The sequence below is a fragment of the Micromonospora sp. NBC_01638 genome, assembly GCF_045209745.1.
In the GTDB taxonomy this organism is placed as follows: domain Bacteria; phylum Actinomycetota; class Actinomycetes; order Mycobacteriales; family Micromonosporaceae; genus Micromonospora.
In genome coordinates this window covers 2,840,479-2,865,182 of the sequence record NZ_CP109273.1, presented here as the reverse complement: position 1 = coordinate 2,865,182, position 24,704 = coordinate 2,840,479, and the positions used below count along the sequence as shown (strand labels likewise).

18 protein-coding genes and 2 pseudogenes are annotated in these 24,704 nt (G+C 70.1%); 7 read left to right on the top strand and 13 right to left on the bottom strand.

Annotated elements, in window-relative coordinates:
- The first annotated feature begins 159 nt into the window (after positions 1-159).
- A complete protein-coding gene (locus OG811_RS13575; protein ID WP_406074608.1) occupies positions 160-1,263 on the top strand; it encodes an L-dopachrome tautomerase-related protein in 1,104 nt (367 codons plus the stop codon).
- A 134-nt stretch (positions 1,264-1,397) separates the two neighbouring features.
- Here the strand turns inward: OG811_RS13575 and OG811_RS13570 are convergent, their stop codons facing one another.
- A complete protein-coding gene (locus OG811_RS13570) occupies positions 1,398-1,589 on the bottom strand; it encodes a DUF397 domain-containing protein (RefSeq protein ID WP_406074606.1) in 192 nt (63 codons plus the stop codon).
- Entirely contained in the window at positions 1,580-2,347 is a 768-nt protein-coding gene (locus OG811_RS13565) for a Scr1 family TA system antitoxin-like transcriptional regulator (RefSeq protein WP_406074605.1), read from the bottom strand. Before OG811_RS13565 ends, OG811_RS13570 begins: the two co-directional genes overlap by 10 nt.
- Before the next feature lie 380 nt (positions 2,348-2,727).
- On the opposite strand from OG811_RS13565, the gene OG811_RS13560 reads away from it, so the two are divergent.
- The gene (locus OG811_RS13560) at positions 2,728-3,009 is read left to right on the top strand and encodes a hypothetical protein (RefSeq protein WP_406074604.1); all 282 of its coding nucleotides are present in this window, start codon (positions 2,728-2,730) and stop codon (positions 3,007-3,009) included.
- 346 nt (positions 3,010-3,355) lie between these two features.
- On the opposite strand, the gene OG811_RS13555 is transcribed toward OG811_RS13560, so the two are convergent.
- Together OG811_RS13555 and OG811_RS13550 are read right to left on the bottom strand one after the other, a co-directional pair.
- Positions 3,356-4,111 carry a dienelactone hydrolase family protein gene (locus tag OG811_RS13555; RefSeq protein WP_406074603.1) on the bottom strand — a complete coding sequence of 252 codons (756 nt, stop codon included), beginning with the start codon at positions 4,109-4,111 and terminating at the stop codon, positions 3,356-3,358.
- A 463-nt stretch (positions 4,112-4,574) separates the two neighbouring features.
- Positions 4,575-5,078 (bottom strand): MarR family winged helix-turn-helix transcriptional regulator, encoded by a 504-nt coding sequence (locus OG811_RS13550; protein WP_406074601.1) that lies wholly within the window; start codon positions 5,076-5,078, stop codon positions 4,575-4,577.
- A 109-nt stretch (positions 5,079-5,187) separates the two neighbouring features.
- Between OG811_RS13550 and OG811_RS13545 the strand changes: the two genes are divergently transcribed.
- Entirely contained in the window at positions 5,188-5,628 is a 441-nt protein-coding gene (locus tag OG811_RS13545) for a hypothetical protein (protein WP_406074600.1), read from the top strand.
- A gap of 184 nt (positions 5,629-5,812) precedes the next feature.
- Here the strand turns inward: OG811_RS13545 and OG811_RS13540 are convergent, their stop codons facing one another.
- From OG811_RS13540 to OG811_RS13510, 7 genes are all read right to left on the bottom strand, one after another.
- Positions 5,813-6,493, bottom strand: a complete 681-nt coding sequence (locus OG811_RS13540) for a response regulator (RefSeq protein WP_406074598.1) — start codon at positions 6,491-6,493, stop codon at positions 5,813-5,815.
- Complete coding sequence (locus OG811_RS13535) at positions 6,490-9,039, bottom strand: DUF4118 domain-containing protein (RefSeq protein ID WP_406074597.1); 2,550 nt, start codon at positions 9,037-9,039, stop codon at positions 6,490-6,492. The genes OG811_RS13540 and OG811_RS13535 overlap by 4 nt, the downstream gene beginning before the upstream one ends.
- Before the next feature lie 95 nt (positions 9,040-9,134).
- Positions 9,135-10,016 carry a potassium-transporting ATPase subunit C gene (locus tag OG811_RS13530; RefSeq protein ID WP_406074596.1) on the bottom strand — a complete coding sequence of 294 codons (882 nt, stop codon included), beginning with the start codon at positions 10,014-10,016 and terminating at the stop codon, positions 9,135-9,137.
- The gene (kdpB, locus tag OG811_RS13525) at positions 10,016-12,211 is read right to left on the bottom strand and encodes a potassium-transporting ATPase subunit KdpB (RefSeq protein ID WP_406074594.1); all 2,196 of its coding nucleotides are present in this window, start codon (positions 12,209-12,211) and stop codon (positions 10,016-10,018) included. The genes OG811_RS13530 and kdpB overlap by 1 nt, the downstream gene beginning before the upstream one ends.
- A 20-nt stretch (positions 12,212-12,231) precedes the next feature.
- Positions 12,232-13,887 (bottom strand): potassium-transporting ATPase subunit KdpA, encoded by a 1,656-nt coding sequence (gene kdpA, locus OG811_RS13520; RefSeq protein ID WP_406074593.1) that lies wholly within the window; start codon positions 13,885-13,887, stop codon positions 12,232-12,234.
- On the bottom strand, positions 13,887-13,976 hold the full coding sequence (gene kdpF / locus OG811_RS13515; protein ID WP_036390805.1) for a K(+)-transporting ATPase subunit F: 90 nt from the start codon (positions 13,974-13,976) through the stop codon (positions 13,887-13,889). The genes kdpA and kdpF overlap by 1 nt, the downstream gene beginning before the upstream one ends.
- Positions 13,977-14,387: 411 nt before the next feature.
- Positions 14,388-15,428 (bottom strand): TRM11 family SAM-dependent methyltransferase, encoded by a 1,041-nt coding sequence (locus tag OG811_RS13510; RefSeq protein WP_406074591.1) that lies wholly within the window; start codon positions 15,426-15,428, stop codon positions 14,388-14,390.
- A gap of 72 nt (positions 15,429-15,500) precedes the next feature.
- Here OG811_RS13510 and OG811_RS13505 point away from each other — a divergent pair, with 72 nt between their 5' ends.
- Entirely contained in the window at positions 15,501-16,295 is a 795-nt protein-coding gene (locus OG811_RS13505) for a zf-HC2 domain-containing protein (protein WP_406074590.1), read from the top strand.
- Positions 16,296-16,351: 56 nt separating this feature from the next.
- Here the strand turns inward: OG811_RS13505 and OG811_RS13500 are convergent, their stop codons facing one another.
- Positions 16,352-16,996, bottom strand: coding sequence for a TetR/AcrR family transcriptional regulator (locus tag OG811_RS13500; RefSeq protein ID WP_406074588.1), 645 nt, complete (start codon positions 16,994-16,996; stop codon positions 16,352-16,354).
- A gap of 297 nt (positions 16,997-17,293) precedes the next feature.
- Positions 17,294-17,494, bottom strand: a pseudogene (locus tag OG811_RS13495) (IS1380 family transposase); the annotation flags it as partial.
- 229 nt (positions 17,495-17,723) lie between these two features.
- On the opposite strand from OG811_RS13495, the gene OG811_RS13490 reads away from it, so the two are divergent.
- The 3 genes and pseudogenes from OG811_RS13490 to OG811_RS13480 all read left to right on the top strand — a co-directional run bounded on the left by OG811_RS13490 (position 17,724) and on the right by OG811_RS13480 (position 24,693).
- On the top strand, positions 17,724-22,064 hold the full coding sequence (locus tag OG811_RS13490; protein WP_406074587.1) for an ExeM/NucH family extracellular endonuclease: 4,341 nt from the start codon (positions 17,724-17,726) through the stop codon (positions 22,062-22,064).
- A gap of 274 nt (positions 22,065-22,338) precedes the next feature.
- Positions 22,339-23,489, top strand: a pseudogene (locus tag OG811_RS13485) (acyl-CoA dehydrogenase family protein).
- Positions 23,479-24,693: an acetyl-CoA C-acetyltransferase gene (locus OG811_RS13480; protein WP_406074585.1), complete on the top strand. Its 1,215-nt coding sequence runs from the start codon at positions 23,479-23,481 to the stop codon at positions 24,691-24,693. The pseudogene OG811_RS13485 and the gene OG811_RS13480 overlap by 11 nt, the downstream one beginning before the upstream one ends.
- The last annotated feature ends 11 nt before the right edge of the window (positions 24,694-24,704 follow it).

Here is a 24,704-nt window from a genome sequence, read left to right as displayed (position 1 = left end):
CGGGCTGACCGCCTTCCGGGCTGACCGCCGACGAGCCTGACCACGGCGAGGCATACCGGACGCCCGGGCGGGAATAGCGGCAGGCGGGGTCACCCGCGGCCGGCGTGGGTCGGGCCCACCGGCAGGGGGCGAGACGATGAGCACCGTGGGACGGGCGTCATGAACGGGCCGGTGGGCGACGAGCCGATCGGCGAGTTGGAGCTGGTGCACACCTTCACCGGCCCGATGCCGACCGGGGTGAGCGTCTCGCACCGGGGCCGGATCTTCGTCAACTTCCCGAAGTGGGGCGACGAGGTGCCGGCCACCGTCGTCGAGCTGCGCGACGGCCGGGAGGTGCCCTACCCCGACCAGCCGTGGAACGACCCGTCCGGCGACGACGACGCGGGCGCCTTCGTGTCGGTGCAGAGCATCGTGGTGGACCCGGCCGACCGGCTGTGGGTGCTGGACACCGGCAGCCCGATGTTCCAGCCCACAAAACCCGGCGGCCCGAAGCTGGTCCGCGTCGACCTGGACACCGACACGGTCGCCCAGGTGATCACCTTCCCGGCGGACGTGGCGCTGCCAACCACGTACCTCAACGATGTCCGCTTCGATCTGCGGCGGGGCGAGGCGGGGGTCGCCTACATCACCGACTCGGCGGCCTCCGGGCCGAACGGCATCATCGTCGTGGACCTGGCCAGCGGGGCCTCATGGCGGCGGCTGCACGACCACCCGTCCACAAAGGCGGAGCCACTGGCGGCGTTCCGCCCGGTGGTCGAGGGCCGGCCGTTCCTCGAACGGCCGGCGGACGGGCCGCCGAAGCCAGTGACGATGGGCTCCGACGGCATTGCCATCTCGGCCGACGGCAACCGGCTGCACTACTGCCCGCTGGCGTCCCGGCGCTGGTACAGCGTTTCCACAGAGGCGCTGGCCGAACCGGGCGTCACCCAGGAGGCGGTCGCCGCGACCGTTCTCGACGAAGGCGACAAGGGCACCGCCTCGGACGGGTTGGAGAGCGACGACGCGGGCCGGCTCTACCTCACCTCGTACGAGCACAACGCGGTGCTGCGTCGGCTGCCGGACGGAGAGTACGAGACTCTGGTCCACGACCCACGGCTGCTCTGGCCCGACACCATGTCCGTGGCCACCGACGGGTACCTCTACGTCACCGCCAACCAACTGCACCGGCAGCCGCAGTACCAGCGTGGCCAGGACCTGCGGCGCCGGCCGTACGCGCTGTTCCGCACCCGCATCGACGCCGGCCCGGTCCTCCTGCGCCCCTGAGTCGGGCACCGGCCTAGTATGCAGTGATCAAGTGCTGGAAAGTAGGTCCACGGACCGCCTCCGACCTACTTTCCAACCCTTGATCACCACACTTCACGTCGACGTGAAGACGGGGACGGGCACGTCCGGCGTGGCTACGGCCGTTCGGCGACCTGGGCGACGAACGCAACCCACGCCGCCGGAGGGAAGGTCAGCGCCGGACCAGATGGATCCTTCGAGTCGCGCACCGCGACGACGCCCGAAAGGTTGTCGGCAACCTCGACGCAGTCGCCGCCGTTGCCGCTGCTGCGGGCGCTCTTGCGCCACCGTGCGCCGGTCAGTTCCATGTCTCTGCCATCTCCGTAATTAGGTCGACCGATTGCCAGTGGGACAGCGCCTCGCCACGTACGTTTTCCCACGCTGCCAGTATCGCCGCGATGTCTTCGGCACCGGTAACGACTTGCCCCTGAAGCTGATTGTCGAGATAGCCGGCGGTTCGGTGCTCGGGTCCTACGGCGATCACGAATGGACCGTTCAGCCCGGCGTACGCGCCGACCGATGACGGAACGATGTGGACGCGGACGTGTGGTGCCTCGCACGCGACGAGGAGCGCCTGCACCTGCGCGCGCATGGTGGCCCGACCGCCAACAGGCCGCCGCAACGCGGCCTCGTCGACAACGGCCGTGAAGTGGGGCGGGTCGTCGCGCGTCAGGATGCTTTGCCGGGCGAGCCGCGAAGCTAGGTGCCGCTCTATGTCGCCTCGCGCGATGACGTCGGCTCCGGCGAGCACGGCGCGAGCGTACGCCTCGGTTTGGAGCAGACCCGGCAGAACGACCGACTGATACGACCGCAGCGAGATCGCCTCGCGCTCGATTTCCTGCCATGGCCGGAACCAAATTGGCTCGCGACGTCTCGAAGTGTCCGGCCAAATGTCCCCAATGGGTCGCCGGAGCGCGCCCGCCGCCGCCTCCCGATGGCGTGGGTGGGGTATGTGGTCATGGTTGAGCCAGCGCGCGACCGTCTTTCGGTCTACCCCGACTCGCTCTGCCAGGGACTCGATTGTGTGCCCCGTATCGCCAAGGGCGGCGCGCAATGCGTCGTTCACGGCCTCTTCCCGTCGGATGCATGGAATGTCTAGCGACCATATCGCCTACGGGCTGTTTCTGTCCCGTCACGGCTCGCAGGGTGCTAGTAGACGGCGCGACCGGCAGGGACCACGTGCAACCCGGCGGACGTGTTCGTACCGGGACCGCCTTCTTGGGCAAGCACTCACGAGGCGGCCCCACCCAACGCCAGCCCAGGGGGAAACTTGCCGGACGAGAAGCCAGAAAAGCCGAAGCCAGCACAACCACAGCCGGCTGACCCGCCGCCCGCGAACCCGGACGCGCCGATCACCCCTTACGATCCGTGGCCGCCAGGATCGATGATCCCGCCGTTTGGCCGCCCCAGCATGAACAGTGTCCCGTCGCACCGCCGGGTGTCGCGGTGACCGCCCGGACGTTCATGGCGGGCGACGTGCTGCACCTGACCCGTGCGGCGAGCCCGCAATTCATCCGGCCAATCACCGTGCGGGTCATCCGCGAGCTTGTCGACCGGCACCCGCCGTACAGGTGGACGTGGATTGAGGCGTACGAATTGGCCGCGAACGGCGCTGCCGTCGCGCGCCGCGAACTCTTCCTGATGCCGGAGGGTGCGTGCCGGCAGACTGTCCCGCCGCCCACGCCGGTTCGGCGTCCGGTCCGTCGTGGCCCGACGAGGGCTTGCTGATGCCCGGCCGTCCGGAGCACTCTCCACTGAGACCGTCGTGGCGTTGCCCGATGTGCGGGATCGCCTGGCCCTGCTCGGCCGCGAAGCTGCGACTCCTCGGGAAGTACCGCGAGGATCGCCCGGCCCTACTCGTCCATCTGGCGTCGCTTCAGGCGGACGCCATGGCCGACCTCACCGCGCTTAACCCAAGCACCCCGCCGGCTGACCTGGCCTCGCGTTTCGTCGGCTGGGCCCAGGCTCGCTAGCTTCCTCCGGACCGCCCGCCCTGGGTCGCGCCTTTCCCTTGGAGAAAGGCCCCAGGGCGGGCCCCAACGGGCTCTTTCCCGAAGCAACGTCGGGGCGGCCGTCAGGTGGTCGGCAGGGTGCGGTCCAGCAGGTCGAACAGGGCGGCCCAGTGGCGCTCGGTGGCCTGCTGGTCGTACGCCGGGGTGTCGGCCATGGTGAAGCCGTGGTGCGCGCCCTCGTACACCTCGGAGCGGTGGCGCACACTGGCAGCGTCGAGCGCCTTCTCCAGCGTGGCGATCTGCTCGGGCGTCATCGACTGGTCCTCGTCGGCGTGCCCGAAATACACCTCGCCGGTGATCGAGTCGACGCCCAGGTGCGGACTGTCCGGCGCGTCGGTGACGAAGCGCCCGCCGTGGAAGCTGGCGATCGTGGCGATCCGGTCCGGGTGCGCCTCGATGGCCCGCAGCGCGTTCGTGCCGCCCATGCAGTAACCGGTGATCGCGACCGGGCCCGGCCGGACGTCGCTCCGAGCGGCCAGGAAGTCGAGGTACGCGGCGGTGTCCCGGCTGATCACGTCGGCGGTCAACGCGCCGATCAGAGGCATGGCCTTCGCGAAGATGGCGGCACGCTGGTCGGCCTCGCCGAGTCGGGACAGGTCGAACAGCGGTGACCGGCCGCCCCGGTAGAACTGGTGGGGCGTCAGCACGAGGTAGCCCCGGGCGGCGATCCGCTCCGCCATCTCCACCAGGCGTGGGCGCGGCCCGAAGGCGTCCATGAAGAGCAGCACCGCCGGGAAGGGTCCGTTGCCGTCCAGCCGCGTGAGGCACGCGTCCGCCACCCCGTCGCCGGTCGGGATGTCCACCGTCGTCGTCTGCACTGGAGCCTCCTCGTACGCCAACCGTCGGTCCACCGGAAACGCTACTCGCCACACCATCGACCCCGGCACCTGGCCGAGGGAGATCGACCCGCAACCGCGCGCAGCCGGCGGGCAAGCGTGAACGGGGCGTCAAGAATCGGCGGTGGCCCGTCAGAACGGCGCATCGGCCGGCGATCCAGCGTCGTCGGGCGGTGACCGTCAGCCCGCCCAAGACCCTCACGTCCTACGTCGACGAGTTCGGGCCGTCGACGACCTGGCGAAACTGGTACGGCTCACGGCCGACGGCGCCCTGGTGCCCGAGATCGGCTGGCGGGGCTCCTGGGAGCGCTTTGGCGGGGCGGCCGACGCACTACGCGGCCCGACGTGTGGCCGGAAAGGCGGTCTTCGACGTCGAGCCCCACGCGTGAGCACACGCCGGCCCTGCGCGAACCGGGCGCTCGACGACCACCGCGTGATGCCGGGGTCAGGGGACCGGCGGCTGGGGTTCCTGTTGCGTGTGGTGGTCCAGTAGGCGGGTGAGTAGTTGCACGAACTGGTCGCGTTCGGCGGGGAGCAACGGGGCTAGCAACTCTTCGTGGAGGTCGTCCAGGACCTTGTCGAGGCGGCGCAGGTGCCGGCGGCCCTGGGCGGTGATCGTGATGACGTTGCGGCGGCGGTCGCCGGGATCCGGTGCCCGCTCGACGAGGCCGCGCTCCGCCAGTTCGTTGAGGACGCCGACCATGTCGCTGCGGTAGATGCCAGTGCGTCGGCTCAGCGTCGCCTGGCTGCCCGGGCCGTATTCCTGCAACGAGGCGAGCACGGCGTAGTGCCACCTGCGGGCGTCGGTCTTGGCCAGCCCTTCGGTCATCAGCCGGTCCGACTGCGCGGACAGTTGTGACAGCAGGCGACTGGCCCGTCGGCGCAGCCTGTCCGGCGTCTTGATCCCGCCGTCGTCGGGCATGTCCGCGGCTTCGGCTCTGCTGGTCATGACGCTAATCATACCCGATTGCGTTAGTCGGACTAACGATGTACGTTCGTTTTTGTCATAAACGTTAGGGAAGTAAACGTTAGAACTAAAAACGGATTTGGAAGTCATCGTGACGACCACGGCCCATACCTTCGGTGCCGCGCTCATCGGCCAGACCGAGAAGGCGCTCAACGCGATCCTGGACCGGCAGCTCGCCGGGACCGGCATCACCGAACCCCAGTGGGTGACCCTCACGCTGACCGTGGCCAGTGGCGGGGCCATCGACCGGGCCGAGCTCATCCGCCGGGTCGGCGGTGCCACACAGTTCAGCCAGGCGGCGGTGGCCGAACGCATTACCGAGCTGACCGCCGCAGGGCTCCTGCGCGACGGCGGCGGCGGCCGCGTCCAGGTCACCGACGAAGGGCAGGCGCGCTGGACGCAGGTCCGCACCGCGATCGGCCCGATCACCCAGGGACTGTGGGGCGACCTGCCGGCCGAGGACCTGGCCGCCGCGGGCCGCGTCCTGGGCATCGTCCTGGACAGGGCCAACGCGGTGCTGGTCGGCCCCTGAACCCTTCTTCCTCGAAACTCGCCACCTGGCACTACCGCGACGGCCAAGCGGCATCCAAAACACCCGCCATCCAGGCATGACCATCCGCACTCGATCCTCCGCGCGCTCGACCTGACCCCGCCGGCGGACCCGCGTACCGCGCAGAACGCACCGGCGTGGGTCGCGCCCGGCCGGAGCGCGCCGGTCAGGGCCGGTAGCGGTAGCCCATCCCGGGTTCGGTGATGAGATGCCGGGGGCGGGCCGGATCGTCCTCCAGCTTGCGCCGCAGCTGGGCCAGGTACTGCCGCAGGTAGTTGGTCTCGTTCTGGTATTCCGGCCCCCACACGTCCTGTAGGAGTTGGCGCTGGCTGACAAGCTTGCCGGGGTGGCGCAGCAGTTTCTCCAGCACGCTCCACTGGGTGGGGGTCAGCTTGACCTCGGCGCCGTCGTCGCGCAGCACGCTGTGGTCGGCCAGGTCGACGGTGTGCTGGCCGATCCGCAGTGCCGGCACCGCCTCGCTGGGCGCGCCGAGGCGGCGGGTGACCGCGCGGATGCGGGCCAGCAGTTCCTCCACCCCGAACGGCTTGGTGACGTAGTCGTCCGCCCCGGCGTCGAGCGCCGCAACCTTGTCCTCGCTGCCGTCCCGGCCGGAGAGCACGATGATCGGCACGGCGGTCCACCCGCGTAGACCTCGGATCACCTCCACCCCGTCGATGTCGGGCAGTCCGAGATCCAGCACCACCAGGTCGGGCGGGTGGCTGGCGGCGGCCTTCAACGCGGCGGCACCGGTTGCGGCGATGTCCACCTCGTACCGGCGGGCGCGCAGATTGATCCGCAGGGCACGCAGGATCTGCGGTTCGTCGTCGACGACCAGGATGCGCGTCATTCCTGCGGCCCCTCCGAGCTGGTCTGCGCGGCTGGCAGCCGCAGCACCATGGTGAGTCCACCGCCGGGGGTGGTCTCGGGGGTGATGCTGCCACCCATCGCCTCGGCCAACCCCCGGGACAGCGCAAGGCCGAGACCGACGCCGGTCTGGTTGTCCCGGTCGCCGAGGCGCTGGAACGGCAGGAAGACGTGCTCCCACTGGTCCTCCGGGATGCCCGGCCCCCGGTCGATCACCCGCAGCTCGACCTGGCCGGCGTGTGCGCTGGCGGTGATGGTGAGGGGCTGGCCGGGCGGGCTGTAGCGCAGCGCGTTGGCCACGATGTTGACCAGCACCCGTTCCAGCAGGCCCGGGTCGGCGTTGGCGGCCGGCAGGTCGGCCGGGATGTCCGTGCCGACGGTCGCGGCCGCCGGGCCAAGTTCGTCCAACGCCAGGGGTACGGCGTCCTCCAGGCCGATCGCGGTCTTCGTGATGCCGAGGACACCGGCCTGGAGTCGGCTCATGTCCAGCAGGTTGCCGACCAGTCGGGCGAGGCGGTCCAGCGACTCCTCGGCGGTCTCCAGCAGTTCCTCACGGTCCTGCTCGTCGAATTCGATGTCGTGGCTGCGCAGGCTGGTCACGGCCGCCTTCGCCGACGCCAGTGGCGTACGCAGATCGTGGCTGACCGCCGCGAGCAGCGCGGTTCGCATCCGGTCCGCCGCCGCCAACGGTCTGGCGGTGGCGGCCTCCTCGGCGAGCCGCTCCTGACGCAGCGCGACAGCGGCCTGGGCGGCGAACGCCTCGATGATTCGTCGGTCGGCGGCCTCCAACCGCCGGCCGCTGAGCACGACGGTGATCCGGTCGTCGACCGGCACCGCCGTCTCGCCGCCGTCGGGTGTGCAGGCCGGCTGCTCGCCGACGCTGGCCACGACACACCAGGCGTGCTCCTCGCGGGCCCGCTCCGGACGCCCACTGGCGTCCTCGGCCAGCTCCAGCACGCTCACGGCGCGCAGCCCGAAGGTCTCCCGGAGCTGGTCCAGCAGCGCGGGCAGGGGGCGTTCGCCGCGCAGCACGCCACCGGCGACGGCGGCGAGGGTCTGCGCGTCGGCGGCGGCGCGAGCGGCCTCCCGCGTACGCCGGGCGGCCACGTCGACGACCCAGCTCACGGCCAGCGCCACACCGACGAAGACGGCCAGGGCGAGCAGGTTGTCCCCCTCGGCGATGGTCAACGTGCGGTAGGGCGGGGTGAAGAACCAGTTGAGCAGCAGCGAGCCGCCGAGCGCGGCGACCAGGGCCGGCCACACCCCGCCGACCAGGGCGACCCCGACGACCCCGGCGAGGAACAGCAGGATGTCGTTGGTCAGCGTCAGGTCGGGCAGCGTCTTCAGCAGCAGGGTCAGCAGCGGCACGCCGAGCACGGCCAGCGCGAAGCCGAGCAGCCGTCGACGCCGGGACAGCGCCGCCGGCACGGCTGCTGACCGCCGGCCCTTGCCGGCCTGCTTGTGGGTGACCAGGTGCACGTCGATCGACCCGGAGAGCGCGGTGGTGGTCACCCCGACACCACGGGCGAAGATCTGCGCGAAGCGGCCCCGCCGGCTGGCGCCGAGCACCAGCTGGGTGGCGTTCACGCCCTGGGCGAAGTCCAGCAGCGCGGCCGGCACGTCGGTGCCGAGCACCTGGTGGTACGTGCCGCCCAGGCTCTCCACCAGCACTCGCTGGCGGGCCAGTTGGGCCGGGTCGGCGCCGGCCAGGCCGTCACTGCGGGCCACGTGCACGGCGAGCAGGTCGGCGCCCTTGCTGCGGGCCGCGATCCGCGCCGCCCGGCGGACCAGCGTCTCGCCCTCGGGGCCACCGGTCAACGCGACCACGACCCGTTCCCGGGCCTCCCAGGTGGCCGCGATGCCCTGCTGGTTGCGGTAGCGGTCGAGCTGCTCGTCGACCTTGTCGGCCAGCCAGAGCAGCGCCAGTTCGCGCAGCGCGGTGAGGTTGCCGACCCGGAAGTAGTTGTCCAGCGCAGCGTCGATCTTGTCGGGTCGGTAGATGTTGCCGTGCGCCATCCGCCGGCGCAGCGCCTCGGGGGTCATGTCGACCAACTCGACCTGTTCGGCGGCGCGGACGATCTCGTCCGGCACGGTCTCCCGCTGGGTGGTGCCGGTGATCTGCGCAACGACGTCGTTGACCGACTCCAGGTGCTGCACGTTGACCGTGGACAGCACGTCGATCCCCGCGTCGAGCAACTCCTGGATGTCCTGCCAGCGCTTGCCGTGCCGGGAACCGGGCACGTTGCTGTGCGCCAACTCGTCGACCACCGCGATCTCCGGCCGGCGGGCCAGCACCGCGTCCAGGTCCATCTCGGTGAACTCGGCGCCGCGGTAGTCCATCCTACGGCGAGGCACCTGCTCCAGGTCGCCGAGCATCGCGGCCGTGTGCTGGCGGCCGTGGGTCTCCACGAAGCCGATCACCACGTCGGTGCCGCGCGCGGCACGCCGCTGGGCCTCCTCCAACATGGCGTACGTCTTACCGACGCCGGGGGCGGCCCCGAGATAGATGCGCAGTTCTCCGCGTGGCACGGGAACATCCTTCCTGGTCGGGCTCACCGAGGCGGGAACCGGGCGAGGCTGTCCCCGTGAAACGGCCTCGCCCGGTGGTGACGCCCAGGTGCTGCTCAGCGTGCTGCGAACTGCTTGTCGAGGGCGATGTTGAGTTCCAGCACGTTGACCCCCGGCTCGCCCATGAAGCCGAGCCCACGACCGCCGGTGTGCTCGTCCACCAGCTTGCGGACCGCCGCCGGGTCCGCGCCGCGCTCCCGCGCGACCCGGTTCACCTGCAGCTCGGCGTACGCCGGGCTGATCTGCGGGTCGAGGCCGCTGCCGCTGGCGGTGACCGCGTCGGCGGGCACTGCCGGGTCGGCGGGCGCGTTGCCGCGGATCGGGGTGACCACCCCGCCGGCAGCGACGTAGTCCTCGCCGGGCTGGGCCGGCTCCACCGGCACCCCCTGGTACGAGGTGACAAACGGAGTGGCCGGGGCGGCCTGGTTGACGCTGACCACCCGGTTGACCGGGCCGGTCAGACCCTCCGCGCGGAAGACCGCGAGCACGGCACCCACCCCGTCGTCGGTGCAGAAGGGGCGTCGCCCGTCGACACCGTTGAGCTCGCCGACCTCCTTGCTGCGCCCGCACACCTGGGTGAGCAGGCTCTCGCTGGACTCCTCCGGGTCGGTGGCCAAGGTGTCGACCACGCTCTCCGGGCCCAGGTTGCTGGCCGAGGTGGAGGTCGGGTCGTACCCGTCGCCAGCGGCGGAGGGACGGGACTGGAAGTAACGGGGAACGGGGTTGCCGTCCGCGTCGGTGAAGGACTGGCCGATCAGCGCGCTGCCGACCGTCGTCCCGCCCGACTCGATCAGCGAGCTGTCGGACTTGTGGTTGAGGCCGGGCAGCTTGCCGACTGCGACCAGGCCCAGCGGGTAGACCAGGCCGAGCAGGACCGTGAAGACGAGCACGGCGCGCAGGGCGGCGAGGTGTTGGGCGAGCCAGTTGGGTAGGCGCATCACGAAATCCCCGGGATGAACTGGATGAGCAGGTCGATGAGCTTGATCCCGATGAACGGCACGATGATGCCGCCCAGTCCGTACACCAGCAGGTTGCGGCTGAGCAGCTTCGACGCGGCGGCCGGCCGGTACCGCACGCCGCGCAGGGCGAGCGGGATCAGCGCGATGATCACCAGGGCGTTGAAGATGACCGCGGACAGGATCGCCGACTCCGGGCTGGACAGCCGCATGATGTTCAGCGCGTCCAGGCTCGGGTAGAGGCCGGCGAACATGGCCGGAATGATCGCGAAGTACTTCGCGATGTCGTTGGCGATGCTGAACGTCGTCAGCGCGCCACGGGTGATCAGCAACTGCTTGCCGATCTCCACGATCTCGATCAGTTTGGTCGGGTCGGAGTCGAGGTCGACCATGTTGCCGGCCTCCTTGGCGGCCGACGTACCGGTGTTCATCGCCACCCCGACGTCGGCCTGAGCGAGCGCCGGCGCGTCGTTGGTGCCGTCACCGGTCATCGCGACCAGCCGGCCACCCTCCTGCTCCCGTTTGATCAGCGCGAGCTTGTCCTCCGGCGTCGCCTCGGCCAGGAAGTCGTCCACCCCGGCCTCGTCGGCGATCGCCTTCGCGGTACGCGGGTTGTCACCGGTGATCATCACGGTTCGGATGCCCATCCGGCGCATCTCGTCGAACCGCTCCCGCATGCCGGACTTGACGACGTCCTTGAGGTGGATGACACCCAGCGCGCGGGCCGGCTCACCGTCGACGTGCTCGGCGACGACCAGCGGGGTGCCGCCGGTGCTGCTGATCCCGTCCACGATCTCGCCGACCTGCTCGGTCGGGTGGCCGCCGTTCTCCCGTACCCACTTCATCACCGCGGCTGCGGCGCCCTTGCGAACCCGGCGGGCCGTGCCGACCGCGCCGCCGTCCACGCTGGCGTCCGGGGTCAGGTCGACGCCGCTCATCCGGGTCTGCGCGGTGAACGGTACGAAGGTGGCGTGCGGCATCACGCCGGGCTCGCGCTCACGCAGCCCGAACTCGTTCTTCGCCAGCACGACCACCGAGCGCCCCTCCGGGGTCTCGTCGGCCAGGCTGGACAGCTGCGCGGCGTCGGCAACGGTCGCGGCCGTGACCCCCTCGACCGGTACGAACTCGGCGGCCTGCCGGTTGCCCAGCGTGATGGTCCCGGTCTTGTCCAGCAGCAGGGTGTTGACGTCGCCGGCCGCCTCGACGGCCCGGCCGCTCATGGCCAGGACGTTGCGCTGCACCAGCCGGTCCATGCCGGCGATACCGATGGCGGAGAGCAACGCGCCGATGGTGGTGGGGATCAGGCAGACCAGCAGCGAGATCAGCACCACCCCGGTGACACCGGAGTCGGTGATCGCGCCGGTGTTCGACGCGGCCGCCTGGTACGCCTTGGAGAAAATGGCCAGCGGCTGAAGGGTGACCACGGCCAGCAGGAAGATGATCGTGAGCGCGGCGAGCAGGATGTTCAGCGCGATCTCGTTCGGCGTCTTCTGCCGGTTGGCACCCTCGACCAGGGCGATCATCCGGTCGATGAAGCTCTCCCCCGGCTTCTGGGTGATCTGCACGACGATCCGGTCGGAGAGCACCTTGGTGCCACCGGTGACCGCGCTGCGGTCACCACCGGACTCCCGGATGACCGGGGCCGACTCGCCGGTGATGGCCGACTCGTCGACGCTGGCGATGCCCTCGACGATGTCGCCGTCACCGGGAATGATGCCGCCGGCCTCGATGAGCACGACGTCGCCCTGACGCAGTTCGGGCGCGGGCACCGCCTCGTCCCGGTACGTGTTGGCCCGCGCACCGGACTTCCAGTCGATCAACCGGGTGGCGATGGTGTCCTTCTTCGCCTGCCGCAGCGTCGCGGCCTGGGCCTTGCCCCGACCTTCGGCGACCGCCTCGGCCAGGTTGGCGAAGACCACGGTCAGCCAGAGCCAGATGGTGATCGCCCAGGCGAACACCGACGGGTCGGTCACCGCCAGGACGGTGGTGAACGCCGCGCCGACCTCGACGATCAGCATCACCGGGTTGCGCCACACCGTGGTCGGGTTGAGCTTGCGCAGCGCATCCGGCAGGGACCGGATCAGCTGCGTGGGGTCGAGCAGGCCCCCGCCGACCCGGTTGCCCTGGGTGGCCGGGGTGCCGGGGAGCTGCTCTGTTGGCGCGGACGTGACGGACATGTCCTCGTTCCTCATGATGGTCAGAGCCCCTCTGCCAGCGGGCCGAGCGCCAGCGCGGGCAGGAAAGTCAGTGCGACGAGGACCACCGTGACGCCGACGACCATCCCGACGAACAGCGGTCGGTGGGTCGGCAGGGTGCCCTCGGACGCGGGGGTGGGTGCCTGGCGGGCCAGCGAACCGGCCAACGCGAGCACGAAGATGATCGGCAGGAACCGGCCCAGCAGCATGCACAACCCGAGCGCGGTGTCCCACCAGGTGGTGTTCACCGTGATGCCGCCGAAGGCGGAGCCGTTGTTGTTGCTGGCCGAGGTGAACGCGTACAGCACCTCGGAAAGGCCGTGCGGGCCGACGTTGAGCGCGGTGGCGTTGTTGCCGGTGGCGAACGCGGCCGCCGTACCGACCAGCACCAGGATCGGCGTGATCAGGAAGTAGAGCGACGCGAACTTGATCTCCAGCGAGCCGATCTTCTTGCCCAGGTATTCAGGGGTGCGGCCCACCATCAGTCCAGCCACGAAGACCGTGATCACCGCGAGGATGAGCAGGCCGTAGAGACCCGAACCGGTACCACCCGGCGCGACCTCACCGAGCATCATGTTGACCATGGCCATCATGCCGCCGAGCGAGGTGAACGAGTCGTGGAACGAGTTCACCGCACCGGTCGAGGTCAGCGTGGTGGCTGCGGCGAAGGTGGCCGAGTTCGACACGTCGAACCGCACCTCCTTGCCCTCCATTGCCGCGCCGACCGCCTGCGGCACCGTGCCGTGGCCGGCCAGCTCGAAGATGTTGGTGATGGCGACGCTGGCGAACGCGAGGATGCCCATCACTGCGGCAATGGCGTAGCCCTGCCGGTTCTGCCCGACCATCCGGCCGAACACCCGGGGCAGGCTGAACGGGATCAGCAGGATCAGGAATATCTCCAGCCAGTTCGTCCAGGTGGTGGGGTTCTCGAACGGGTGGGCGCTGTTGACGTTGTAGAAGCCGCCACCATTGGTGCCCAGCTCTTTGATCACTTCCTGGCTGGCGACCGGACCACCGGTGATGGTCTGGGAGCCGCCGGTCAGCGTCGTGACGTCGGTGCCGCCGGACAGGTTCTGCACCGCCCCGCCGATCATCAGCGCGATGGCGCCAAGCACGGCGATCGGCAGCAGGATCCGCAGCACGATCCGGGTCAGGTCGACCCAGAAATTGCCGAGCTGGCCGGTGCGACTGCGGGCGAACCCGCGCAGCAGGGCCACCGCCACCGCGATGCCGACCGCCGCCGAGACGAAATTCTGCACCGCCAGACCGGCCATCTGCACCAGGTGGCCCATCGTCGACTCACCCGAGTACGACTGCCAGTTGGTGTTGGTCACGAACGACACGGCGGTGTTCCACGCGCCGTGCGGCACCACCGGGTCGAAGCCCAGCGACAGCCACAGGTGGTTCTGCACCCGCTGGAACAGATACAGGAACAGGAGCGAGATCGCGGAGAACGCCAGCACGCTGCGGGCGTACACACCCCAGGTCTGCTCGGCTGCCGGGTTGACCCCGACCAGTCGGAAGATTCCCCGCTCGACCCGCGACTGCTTGGTGCCGGAGACCGCCCGGAACATGTAGTCGCCGAACGGCTTGTAGACGGCGACGATGGCCGCCACCAGCGTCAGAACGAAGATGACGCCCGCTGTTGTCATGGTCATCAGAAGCGCTCCGGAAACAACAGGGCGAACACCAGGAACGCGCCCAGGACGATCGCGAGCACCAGACCAACGGCATTGACCGCGTTCACAGCTTCTCCACCGCCCGGACCACCAGGGCGAGCACTGCGAACAGCACCACCGTCAGGACCACGAACACCACGTCAGACACGCTGACTCCTCAGACCGGAAAGGTTCGTCGCGACCGCCTTCCGGTCGCGCGGGGCAATCAAAGCCCCAGAACCTGCCGGACGACAGGGGTCATAACGCGACCATGACGGGGCCGCACCTTTTCTTGACGTGGTTTTCACACCTGCTCCGCTAAACAGGTGAAATGCGGCACAACCCCCAGGAGGGGCGGCACGGGAAGGCGCGCCGAGGCGAACGCCCCCATCCTCGTCGATCTAGGGCGAATCGTTGTTCGAGGAGATCAACTCACGACGATCTGACCTAGATCGACGAGGGGTGGGGCGGGGGGCGGGGGGCGGGGGGCGGGGGGGCGGTCAGGCTGGGCGGCGGGCTACTAGGACGTCGCGCATGATCGACTGGTCTACCCGGTGTCGCAGCGCACGGTAGGGCTCGGCGTCGACCACGGTCAGGCCGGCGTCGGCCAGCGCCGCCGCCGCGTCGTCGCGGCTGGCTACGTGGGTGTTCCAGGAGATACCGAGCGCACCGCCGGGGCGCAGCAGCCGCGCCCAGACCGGAGCGGCGTCCGCGAGCAACGCCAGCGGATCGCGGGTCAATCCCTGCTGGGCGGTACGACTGCCGTGCTGCACGCCGTACGGCGCGTCGGCGACGACCAGGTCGACGGTCTCCGGGCGGAAGAACTCCGCCGAACGGGTGGTGTCGGCGTTGACCACGTCCAGCAACTGCACCTGACCGGCCTTGTGCTCCTCGCGGCTCGGCGCCAACTCGATCCGGACGCGCCGGCCGACCACCTTGCGCTCCCGCCGCACCGGCCCCGACTCCAGCACCCGGTGCTTGACCCGCTTCTGCTTCAGCCAGGTGGTGATGAACGCCCGGTACGCCTCGACGTCCTTCTGGTCGCGTTCGATCCCGGCAGCGTCGAAGCCGTACATCAGCGCCTGGTTGAGGGTGGTGCCCCGACCGCAGAGCGGGTCGAGCACCCGGAACCGCCGGCTGGTCAGCTCAGCGGCCCAGTCCGAGGCGAGCAGAGTGACGTTGAGCAGCAGCTTGGTGAACTGCTCGTTGGTCTTGCCCGGGTACTTCTGGATGGTGAGCAGGTCGTCGTCGTAGCGGTCCAGCCGGCTCCACTCGATCGGCCGTAGCAGCTCACCGACGATCTCGAACAGCGCGTAGCCCGCGGAGAGGTTGCCGAGCATGGTCAGGTCCCGCTCGGTCAACCCGTCACCGGTGAAGGTGACGTAGGAGGCCCCACCGACGATCTCGGTGCCCAGCTCGCCGATCCGGCCGTCCAACGCCGAACGGCCAAAGATCTCCAGCTCGGCCCGGGTGAGGTCGACAGCGGAGCGGGCGTACACCCGGTTGGTGGCGGGCAGGATCAGCAGGCCGTAACGCGTCATGATCCGGCGAGTATTCCACAACAGCCCCCGGTCGCCGGGAACCGGAGCGCCCATCGGAGCGACTACCGATACATGGGGTGTGAGCAGTGGCGGGAGGTCCTGTCCGCGCAGTTGGACGGGGAGGAGACCGCCGCCGAACTGACGGCGGCGCAGGGGCACCTCGACGGGTGCGCCGATTGCCGGGCCTGGTTCACGGCGGCGGCTGCGGTGACCCGTCGGGTCCGTACCCGGTTGCTCTCCGAAATGCCCGACCGGACCGAGGCGATCCTGGCCGCCATCGCTGCGGCTCCGGCCCGTCGGTCGTGGTGGCGGCGCCGGGCCGGACGCGGCCGGCTGGTCGCCAGGCTGCGCGCGGCGCTCGGGCTGCTCGGCGCGGCGCAGTTGGTGCTCGGCCTGGCCCAGGTCGGCCGGGGTGCGACCGCCGATCACCTGCACCCCACCGGTCAGCACCTGTGGCACGAGTCGGCCGCGTGGAACGTGGCGGTGGGCGCCGGGTTCCTCTTCGTGGCGGTGCGCCGCAGCCCGCCCGCCGGGCTGCTGCCGATGCTCAGCGCGTTCGTCGGCACGTTGCTGCTGCTCTCGGTCAACGACCTGGCCACCGGATCGGTGGGCGGGGAACGGCTGGTCAGCCACGGGTTCCTGGTGATCGGCTACCTGGTCATCGTGCTGCTGTCCCGGCCCGGTCTGCGCCCCGGTGGGCCCACGCCGCAGCGGCAGCCGGCACCGTCACGCTGGCGGTTCGGCGCCGACGAGGTGGACCGGCCGCTGCGGGTGGTCCGCCCCGAGTCGTACCCGGGTCAGGCCGCCAACCGCCACGCCGCCCCGGCGGCGCGTACGGGTCAGGCCGGCGGCCGACGCGCCGCCTGAGCGGGCGCGCTCAGCGCTCACCCTCAGCGCTCAGCCTCGGTCCGCAGCGCTCGCCCTCAGTCCTCTGGTCGAGGCGGTTCGCCGCCGGCGATGACCTGCGGGATGACCTGTTCGACGATGGTCAGCAGCGTGGTGGTGAGCAGCAGGTGCACCTGGGCGCGGGTCAACGCGCCCCGTTGGAGCCACTCCCGGGCGGTCGACGTGGCCAGCCCGCAGTACGCCCGGACCATCCCGCGCAACTCCTCGTGGTGCTCTGCCTCGCCGGCCAGCCCGACGGCGACGAGCATGCGGTCCGCGGCGACCTCCTCGGCCTCGGCGAGGACCCGCTCCACGTCGGCGTCGCCGCCCATCCCCCGCGCGGTGACCGCCGCCAGCCAGGAGGTGCTGTGCCGGGACACCACGTCGAGGAACCAGGTGACGCTCGCGTCGACGCGGGTCCGCAGGTCCCCCTTGGGCAACCGTTCGAGGGCGACCTCCGGGATGGTCACCATGACCCGGACAACCTCCAGGTAGAGGTCCTTCTTCGTGCCGAAGTAGTGGTTGACCAGCCCACGAGCGACACCGGCCTCCCGAGCGACGTCGGTGGTCGACACGTCCGCGTACGGGCGTTCACCGAACAGCCGGACCGCACAGGCCAGGATCTGCCCGCGCCGGGCGTCCGGCTCCAGACGGCGGCGGCGCGGAGCCGTCTCGACACTCATCTGCCCGACCCTATCGGCAGCTCACGACGTCGGCCTCGACCTCAACCGCCGCCCCACCTTGATCAAGTGATGAGAAGTAGGTCAACACCGTTGCGTTAGGGCGGGGCCGGCAAGGCAGGGCCTGGTCACTGGGAGTCCCTCCGGTGGCGAGGGTGTTCGGGTCCTCTCCTTTGCTCTGCTTCAGCGGAGGCAACACCCGGTGTCCGGATATCGGACGCGCGGTGTTGCCTGGGTTGAAGCAGAGCAAAGGAGGCGATGCATAGGTGCCGACGCCTCGTCCGACGTTCACCCTGCCTGGCCGGGTGGGGTTTCGGTGGCCACGACCCGGTGACGCATCCCGTTGATCGTGTCGAATAGTGACAGTTGCGCACCGGGGTGAGGCCGTTCCCGGCGGGCGATCAGGCGGGTGCCGGGCGGGAAGCCGCTGGTGTCGAGCAGCCCGGTGATCTCGCAGATCTCGGCGCCGTCACGCAGATCGCCGTCGGCGTCGCCGGCAGGCGCTGGAGCATCGAGCAATCCTTTCAAGCCAACATGAGCCGCTACGCCCGGCAAGCCCGCACAGAACCGTAAAACGGATCTCCTGTTGGATTACTAGCGGCGATCGATCCCGTTCTGTACATCTGGCGGCTATTGCATGGACAGGAAAACCCCTTATTCTCCACCCGCTCAACTCCCCCCAACGGAGGCTATCTCGATGGACCGGAACAGGCGTAAACGAACACAAAACGTGTTCGGCGTCCTCCTCGCAAGCGGCGCGCTCCTCTTGACCAGCGGGGCGCCCGCGCTGGCCGAATCAGCGGCCCCGGACCCCTTTATCAGTGAGATCCACTATGACAACGCCGGTACCGATGTCGGCGAGGCGATCGAGATTGAGGCGCCGGTCGGCTTCGACCTGAGCGGCTGGCAGATCGTTCTCTACAACGGCGCGAACGGTGCGGCGTACAACACCCGTACGCTGAGCGGCGCGGTCCCGGCGGCTGGCGTCGTCGTCGCCGAATACCCGGTCAACGGCATCCAGAATGGCGACCCCGACGGCGTCGCGCTGGTCTCCCCCACCAGCTCGGTGGCGGAGTTCCTCACCTACGGGGGAACCTTCACCGCGATCGGCGGCCCGGCCAACGGGTTGACCGGCATCGACATCGGGGTCAAGGAGAGCACCAGCACCCCGGTCGGTCAGTCGCTGCAGAAGATCAAGGGCACCTGGAACGCCCCGGCGGCCAACACGTTCGGTGCCCGTAACGGCGGCGGTAACCCGGATCCGGATCCGGACCCGGGCATCGGCTGCACCGTCACCGTCGACCGCACCATCGCGGAGGTTCAGGGCACGGGCAGCGCCACGTCGCTGGCGGGCACCCGGGTCACCGTCGAGGGTGTGGTGACCGCTGACCACCGCACCGGTGGTTACAACGGTGTCTACGTGCAGACCGCCGGCAGCGGCGGAGACCGTCCGGTCACCGGCGGCACCGCCTCCGACGGCATCTTCGTGTACCTGACGACGAACACCGCCAACCACCCGGCGACCGCGATCGGCGACCGGGTACGGGTCAGCGGCACGGCGAGCGAGTTCAACGGCCTTACTCAGTTGACCATCGCCGCCAAGGGCGACGTGCAGATCTGCGAGCACGGCGCGACGCTGCCGGCCCCGGTCCCGGTCAGCCTGCCGCTGGCCGACGACGCCCGCGAGTCGGTCGAGTCGATGCTGGTGGCGCCGGTCGGCCAGTACACCGTCTCCGAGGTGTACAACACCAACCGGTACGGCGAGGTCGTGCTGGCTGCCGGTGACCGTCCGGCCGCGAACGCGACCGACGTCGCCCGGCCGGGTTCGGACGCGGCGAAGCAGGTGATCGCCGACAACAAGCTCCGCCGGGTCCTGCTCGACGACGGCAAGACCACCAACCTGTCCACCTCCGGGCTGCTGCCGCCGTACCTGTCCAAGGAGAACCCGCTGCGGGTCGGCGACTCGGTCGAGGCGTATGGGCCGGTCGTGCTGTCGTACGGCTTCAACGAGTGGCGCCTGCAGCCGGCCAACCCGGTCAGCGCGGACACCTCGACGGTCGACCGCACCACCTTCAAGGCCACCAACCCGCGCACCTCGGCCCCGGCGAACGTCGGCGGGGACATCCGGGTGGCCAGCTTCAACGTCCTCAACTACTTCGTGCACTTCGGCGGCGACGCCCGGGGCGCGGCGAACGAGGCCGGGCTGGCCAAGCAGGAGGCGAAGATCGTTGCGGCGATCAGCGCCCTGGGCGCCGACGTGGTGGGCCTTGAGGAGATTGAGAACTCGGTCCGGTTCAACACCAGCGACCCGCAGCAGGCGCTGAAGCGCCTCGTGAACGCGCTCAACGTGAAGGACGGCGCGGGGACGTGGGACTACGTCCGCACCCCGGCGGAGCTGCCCGGCCCGGACCAGCAGGACTTCATCACCACGGCGATCATCTTCAAGCCGGCGAAGGTCCAGCCGAAGGGCCTGGGGCGGTCGGTCAACGACGAGACGGTCTGGTTCAACGCCCGTGAGCCGATCGCGCAGACCTTCACCGCGGGGAAGATCTCGTTCACCGTGGTCGTCAACCACCTCAAGTCCAAGAGCGGCACGGGCACCGGCGACAACGCCGACGCCGGTGACGGTCAGGGCAGTTGGAACGGCGACCGGGTCCGGCAGGCCAAGGCGCTGACCACCTTCGTCGACCGGGTCAAGGCCGACAGCGGCACCGAGGACGTGCTCCTGCTGGGTGACTTCAACGCCTACACCCAGGAGGACCCGATGCAGGTCCTCTACGGCAAGCAGTTCAAGGACCTGAACGACACCGGGAAGGCCACCTACGTGTTCGGTGGCGAGTCCGGCTCCCTCGACCACACTCTCGCCTCGCCGTCGCTGGCGTCGCGGATCACCGGGGTCGATGTCTGGCAGATCAACGCGGTCGAGTCGTTCGCCTTCGAGTACGACGGTCTGGCGGCCTTCTACGAGCCGACCCCGTACCGGGCCAGCGACCACAACCCGGTCGTGGTGGGCATCAGCACCAGCGCGAAGCCGGTCAACCTGCAGCTGCTGAGCATCAACGACTTCCACGGCCGGCTGGAGTCCCCGGCCACCGTGGGTGGTCAGCCTGTCGGCGGCGCCGCTCAGCTCGCCGGCCTGGTCGGCCAGCTGCGGGCGCAGAACCCGAACACGGCCTTCGTCTCCGCGGGTGACAACATCGGCGCGTCCACGTTCATCTCGGCGATCGACGGGGACGCCCCGACGATCGACGCGTTGAACGCCAGCGGGCTGGTCGCCTCGGCGGTCGGCAACCACGAGTTCGACAAGGGCGTCGCCGACCTCACCGGCCGGGTGTCCGACCGCGCCGACTTCCCGTACCTGGGCGCCAACGTCTACCGCGGCGACACCCGGGCGCTGTCGGCGCACTCGGTCAGCACCATCGGTGGGGTCCGGGTCGGCTTCGTCGGCGTGGTGACCGAGCAGACCGCGTCGCTGGTCAGCCCGGACGGCATCGCCGGCCTGACCTTCCGCGACCCGGTGGCCGAGGCCAACCTGGTGGCCGGCCAGCTCAAGGACGGCAACCCGGACAACGGTGAGGCCGACGTGGTGGTGCTGCTCGCGCACGAGGGCGCCGCGACGGAGAACATCACCTCCGCCGAGGCGCTGGCCAACGACCCGGTCTTTGGCAAGTTCACCCGGGTCAACGCCACCATCGACGCGATCTTCAGCGGTCACACCCACCAGCCGTACGCGTTCAAGCTTCCGGTCCCCGGGTCAGACAAGCTGCGTCCGGTGGTCCAGGCCGAGGACTACGGCCTGCGGTTGGGCAAGGTCGCGCTCACCTTCGACCCGAACACGGGCTCGGTGACCGCCGCCGACGCGCAGCTGGTCGACGTGGTCGGCGCGCCGCAGGACCCGGCGGTGGCCGACATCGTGGCCGCCGCCAAGACCAAGGCCGCCGAGCTGGGCAAGCAGAAGCTCGGCTCGATCACCGCCGACGTGAAGCGGGCCTACAGCGCCACCGGTGCCGAGGACCGGGGCAAGGAGTCGGCGCTGGGGAACCTCATCGCCGACGTGCAGCTCGCCGGGACCAAGGACGCCGGCCGGGGTGGTGCGCAGATCGCGTTCATGAACCCCGGTGGCCTGCGGGCCGACCTGCTCTACCGGACCGACGGCACGGTGACCTACGCCGACGCCTTCGCCGTCCAGCCGTTCGCCAACGACGTGGCCACCAAGAGCTACACCGGTGCCCAGGTCAAGCAGGTGCTGGAGGAGCAGTGGCAGCCGGACGGCGCGTCCCGCCCGGTGCTGTGGCTCGGTGTGTCGAAGGGGTTCAGCTACACCTACAACCCCGAGGCGCCCAAGGGCTCGCGGATCACCTCGATCAAGCTCAACGGCACCCCACTCGACCCGGCGGGCACCTACCGAGTCACGATGAACTCGTTCCTCGCCGCCGGTGGTGACAACTTCACCACCCTCGGCAAGGGCACCAACCCGGCCACCACCGGCGACAACGACCTCACCATGCTGGTGAGCTACTTCGCCGCGAACTCGCCGGTGACCGCGGACACCCAGCCGCGGTCGGCGATCGGCCAGGCCGGCCCGCAGTGCACCACGACCATCACGGGCCAGTACAACAAGCCGCTGGTAGTCACGGCCGGCCTGACCTGCCTGGAGAACGCCACGGTCTCCGGCCCGGTCACGGTCAACCCGGGTGCCTCGCTGGTGGCCACCGGCGGCACCATCAGCGGTCCGGTCTCCGCCACCCGCCCGGTGCTGTTCGACCTCTCCGGTGTGACGGTGTCCGGCCCGGTGACGGTGTCCGGCGCGACCGGCGAGCTGAAGATCATCAAGGGCAAGGTCAACGGCCCGCTGTCGGTCACCGCCAACACCGGCGGAGTACGGATCGACACGGTCACCGTCGGCGGTCCGATCTCCGTCAACAGCAACACCGGCAGCCAGCCGGTGGTTGTCGCCGGGAACACCATCAGCGGGCCGCTGGCCTGCTCGGGTAACACCCCGGCCCCGGTGAACGAGAGCCGGCCGAACAGCGTAAAGGGCCCCGCGTCGGGCCAGTGCGCGCGACTGTAATCCGAATGTGATCCCCGGTCAGCGGTCGGAGCCAGCCAGGCTCCGGCCGCTGATCCATTTGCGGGTGGGTGCCTGGCTGCTTGATCGACTCGGACTCCTTGAAGTCGGGGTAACCCAGCGCTGCGGATAGCCCGACTTCAAGGAACCCGAGTTGATCAACGTAGGCGCTGCCGGGCCCCGGTCGTCTACCCTCTGCGACCGCCCCGACGACCTGCTCCCGGCTGCCGATCGAGACTTATTGACATGCCGCCAACAGCGCGCGAGGGTGGTGCACATGCCGACGCCCCCGCCCGACGGTCCCCCCTCGCCCTGGCGCGAGCCGGAGCACGACGACCTGGCCGACCTGGCCCGCACCTTCTTCACCAAGGAGGTGCTGCCGCACACCGACCGCCTGCTGGCGCAGGGCCATCCGGACCGCGAGCACTATCGGCGCGCCGGTGAGCTGGGGTTGCTCGGCCTGTCCGTTCCGGAGGAGTACGGCGGCGGGGGCGGCGCGTTCACCCACGAGGCCGTGCTGCTGCACGAGCAGACGTACACCGGGGAGAGCAGCCTCGGGCTGGCGGTCCACAGTGGCATCGTCACCGGCTACCTGGTGGCGTACGGCAGCGAGGAGCAGAAGCGGCGCTGGCTGCCCGGCCTGTGCAGCGGGGAGCTGGTCGGCGCCATCGCGATGACCGAGCCGGACGGCGGCTCCGACCTTCAGGCGATGCGTACCCGGGCGGTCCGCGACGGCGACGACTACCTGGTCACCGGCGCGAAGACGTTCATCACCAACGGCGGCCTGGCCGATCTGATCATCGTGGCGGTGAAGACCGACCCCGAGCGGCGAGCGGCCGGCGTCTCACTGCTGATCTGCGAGGTCGGTGGGGATCCGGAGGGCTTCCGCCGGGGCCGACTGCTGTCCAAGATCGGGCTGCACGCCAACGACACCGCCGAGCTGTTCTTCGACGAGTTCCGGGTGCCGGTGGCCAACCTGCTCGGCGGCGCCGAAGGGCTGGGCTTCATCCAGCTCATGCAGCAGCTTCCGCAGGAACGGCTGGTCATCGGCGTCGGCGCGGTCGCCGCGATGGAACGCGCGGTCGCGCTGACCGTCGCGTACGCCAAGGAGCGCTCCGCCTTCGGCAAGACGCTGATGGGGCATCAGAACACCCGGATGGTGCTCGCCGAGTGCGCCACCCGTACCCGGGTCAGCCGGGTCTTCCTGGACGACTGCATCGTCCGGCACACCCGCCCACCGCGGCGATGGCGAAGTCATGGCTCACCGACGGGCAGTGCGAGGTCATCGACCGGTGCCTACAGCTCTTCGGCGGCTACGGCTACACGACGGAATACCCGATCGCCCGGATGTACGCGGACGCCCGCGTCCAGAAGATCTACGGCGGCACCAACGAGATCATGAAGGAGTTGATCGCCCGTGCCCTCTGAGGCGTACGTCTATGACGCGGTCCGCACCCCGCGCGGACGCGGCCGGGACACCGGCTCGCTGCACGGGGTCAAGCCGATCTCCCTGGTGGTCGGCCTGATCGACGCGCTGCGGGAGCGCAACCCCGGCCTGGACGTCAACCGACTGGAGGACCTGCTGCTCGGCATCGTCACCCCGGTCGGCGAGCAGGGCGGCGACCTGGCGCGGGCCGCCGCCCTGTTGGCCGGGCTTCCGGACCAGGTGGGCGGGGTGCAGCTCAACAGGTTCTGCGCCTCCGGGCTGGAGGCGGTCAACTCCGCCGCCGCGCGGATCCGCTCCGGCTGGGAGCACCTGCTGCTTGCCGGCGGGGTGGAGTCGATGTCCCGGGTGCCGATGGGCTCCGACGGAGCGGCCTGGGCCACCGACCCGCAGACCGCGCTGGCCACGTCGTTCGTGCCGCAGGGCGTCAGCGCCGATCTGATCGCCACCCTGGAGGGCTTCACCCGCGACGACGTGGACGGCTACGCGCTGCGGTCGCAGGAGCGGGCTGCCAAGGCGTGGGCCGGCGGGCACTTCGCCCGCTCGGTGGTGCCGGTCCGCGACGGCAACGGGCTGGACATCCTCGCCGTGGACGAGCACCCGCGCCCGGAAACCACCCGGGAGGCGTTGGCCCGGCTCACGCCGTCCTTCGCCACGATGGGCGAGGCCGCTGGCTTCGACGCGGTCGCGCTGCAGAAGTTCCACTGGCTGGAGGCCATCGAACACGTCCACCACGCTGGCAACTCGTCGGGCATCGTGGACGGCGCGGCGCTGGTGCTGATCGGCTCGGGCGAGGTCGGCCGGGACCTCGGCCTCACCCCACGCGCCCGGATCGTCGGCGCGGCGGTCACCGGCGCCGACCCGACGCTGATGTTGACCGGCCCGATCCCGGCCACCCACAAGGCGCTCGCCGCCGCCGGGCTGACCCTCGACGACATCGACCTCTTCGAGATCAACGAGGCGTTCGCCGCGGTGGTGCTGAAGTATGTCCGCGACCTGGGCCTCGACCCGGACCGGGTGAACGTCAACGGCGGCGCGATCGCTCTCGGCCACCCGCTCGGCGCGACCGGAGCGATGCTGCTCGGCACGGCGTTGGACGAGTTGGAGCGCCGTGACCTGCGCCGCGCCGTGGTGACCCTCTGCATCGGCGGCGGTATGGGCGTCGCCACCGTTCTTGAGCGCTGCTGACCCGGAGGACG

Coding starts and splice junctions, on each gene's coding strand:
- OG811_RS13530 (WP_406074596.1), bottom strand. CDS start 10,016: ATGCGCCTACCCAACTGGCTCGCCCAACACCTCGCCGCCCTGCGCGCC.
- OG811_RS13570 (WP_406074606.1), bottom strand. CDS start 1,589: ATGGAACTGACCGGCGCACGGTGGCGCAAGAGCGCCCGCAGCAGCGGC.
- OG811_RS13550 (WP_406074601.1), bottom strand. CDS start 5,078: ATGACCAGCAGAGCCGAAGCCGCGGACATGCCCGACGACGGCGGGATC.
- OG811_RS13505 (WP_406074590.1), top strand. CDS start 15,501: ATGGGGTGTGAGCAGTGGCGGGAGGTCCTGTCCGCGCAGTTGGACGGG.
- kdpA (WP_406074593.1), bottom strand. CDS start 13,887: ATGACCATGACAACAGCGGGCGTCATCTTCGTTCTGACGCTGGTGGCG.
- OG811_RS13540 (WP_406074598.1), bottom strand. CDS start 6,493: ATGACGCGCATCCTGGTCGTCGACGACGAACCGCAGATCCTGCGTGCC.
- kdpB (WP_406074594.1), bottom strand. CDS start 12,211: ATGTCCGTCACGTCCGCGCCAACAGAGCAGCTCCCCGGCACCCCGGCC.
- OG811_RS13575 (WP_406074608.1), top strand. CDS start 160: ATGAACGGGCCGGTGGGCGACGAGCCGATCGGCGAGTTGGAGCTGGTG.
- OG811_RS13510 (WP_406074591.1), bottom strand. CDS start 15,428: ATGACGCGTTACGGCCTGCTGATCCTGCCCGCCACCAACCGGGTGTAC.
- OG811_RS13500 (WP_406074588.1), bottom strand. CDS start 16,996: ATGAGTGTCGAGACGGCTCCGCGCCGCCGCCGTCTGGAGCCGGACGCC.